This is a genomic window from Vibrio sp. Vb0888 (assembly GCF_033338835.1).
GTDB classification, from domain to species: Bacteria; Pseudomonadota; Gammaproteobacteria; order Enterobacterales; family Vibrionaceae; genus Vibrio; species Vibrio alginolyticus.
The window spans coordinates 1-1,758 of sequence record NZ_JAWOTL010000070.1 but is presented as its reverse complement, the minus strand read 5'-3'; the positions used below and the strand labels follow the sequence as shown (position 1 = coordinate 1,758).

2 protein-coding genes are annotated in these 1,758 nt (G+C 47.7%); one reads left to right on the top strand and one right to left on the bottom strand.

Translation table 11 applies throughout. The annotated features are described in order from the left end of the window. Positions 1 to 403: DUF6363 domain-containing protein (locus R7P72_RS23865; protein WP_318110807.1), on the top strand; the 403-nt coding region annotated here is incomplete at its 5' end. Positions 404 to 473: 70 nt separating this feature from the next. Here the strand turns inward: R7P72_RS23865 and gbpA are convergent. Continuing rightward, the coding region (gene gbpA / locus R7P72_RS23860; protein WP_318110806.1) for an N-acetylglucosamine-binding protein GbpA at positions 474 to 1,758 on the bottom strand (1,285 nt) is incomplete at its 5' end.

Sequence of the window (1,758 nt, the reverse complement as noted above, 5' to 3'; positions counted from 1 at the left end):
CGATGGTGGTGTGGCGGATTCTATTCCGGTTCGAGAAGCTTACCGAAGAGGAGCGCGAGACATCACGGTTGTGCTATCGCACCCGCTGAATTACTCCAAAAAACCAGTAAAAAATACTTGGTTAATGAACAAGTTGTTTGCTGAACATCCTAAAATGGCAGAAGCGATGTTGCCTCGTTCAGAGAACTACAATGAGTCCTTGGAATTTATCCGCAATCCCCCACAAGGAACCCGTGTGAGAGTGATTGCACCGCCGGATGAATTTCATGTGCAACGCTTGTCGATGCGCCAATCCGTCCTACTCGAAGGGTATGAAATGGGGCTTCAAGAAGGCAGAACTCATATCACCAATCTGTCTGGTGGTTATGGTTTAAGTCGAGAAAACTGCCACTTTTGTCTTTAACTCGCAGTGATTGATAAAGTACAAAGAACCCCGCGATTGGCGGGGTTCTTTACGTTTATCGTCTGCGAGATTAGTTCAGTTTATCCCAAGCCATTTCCCAGTGTGAGCCTGTCGCTGGCTCAAATTGTGTTGCACTCTCACTCCACTGTACGCAGTAGCCAGAGTAAGGGAATGGTTTACAGTGATAAATCGCGCCATCGCTTGCCAAAACTTTTGTACCTGCTGTGTAGCTAGAAAGCCCCTCTGGGAATACAAAGTCGTATTCGCCTGATGGTGGTGGGGTGACTTCCTCACTTTTTAGATGGAAATCCAGAGTTTGCTGATCGACAAGGTTGCCATCGGTATCTTTAATGCGGGTCACTAACATGTGGTGCCCCGGTTCTGATTTGCTCAGCGTGAGTTCTACTTGTTCGCTTGCACCATCTTGAATTGAACCCGTCCAACTTGCTAGTGGTTCGCGATGATGATTGTAAACCGTTAACTCGGCGGTTAAGTCGCCCTCTGCGGTAAGAGTGAGGTCTAAAGCGGTTGGCTCTGTACCAATTATGTACTCACTAGCAAGACCATCAACCGTGAGTGAATAGTCAGGTACTGGCGTTTCAATATTGTAGCCAATTTCAACACGCTCAAGGCCACTGTTTGATTGCAGGTAAATTGGGTTCGTGCCGTACACTGGCGTGAATTTGTCTTCCGAATATTGACCAGCTTGAAGCTTAGTTTGCTCTTGGTTGATTTTACTCGCCAAGGCGTAAGACCAGTTTTTCGCTTGAGTGAGTACGTCGTTACTAATTGCTAGTTCAGTGCGGTACGCAACGTTCTCACCAGATTGATCAAACACGCGAGTGTAAACCGAATCGCCAACCTTTAGATTCATAGTAGGGATGATTTGGCCACCTTGAGTCCACTCAGGAATCACAGGGCCGTCACCATCAAATTTGACATCGATAACGTTGTAGAATGATGCAGCGGTATCACCCACATCCCATACCGTAAGGATGACATGGTACCCTTCGCGTTCAGGCACGTTACATTGGTGGCTCATCTGTTTTGGTGGTTGAACCATATTGCCGTCAACCACACAGAAAGGGTTGAGATCGAACGAGTCGCGTGACAATGAAGCGTTCGGGTTCCAATTCGGTTTTGTGATGTAGTATTTCCAATCACGAGTCACGTGGTTTGCTGTAAAAGTCCATTCAAACGTTTGTGTACCAGATTTTATCGGACGTTTTACCCAGCGGTCGGCGGTTTGTTCGTCTAGTGCAGCTGCTAGAGCCGTTTCTGCGCTGGCAATTTTCCCGTCGCGAGGGCCTGTCTCTGGGAAGCCATCTGGGCCTTCGACGCTTTGTGGTTCATAT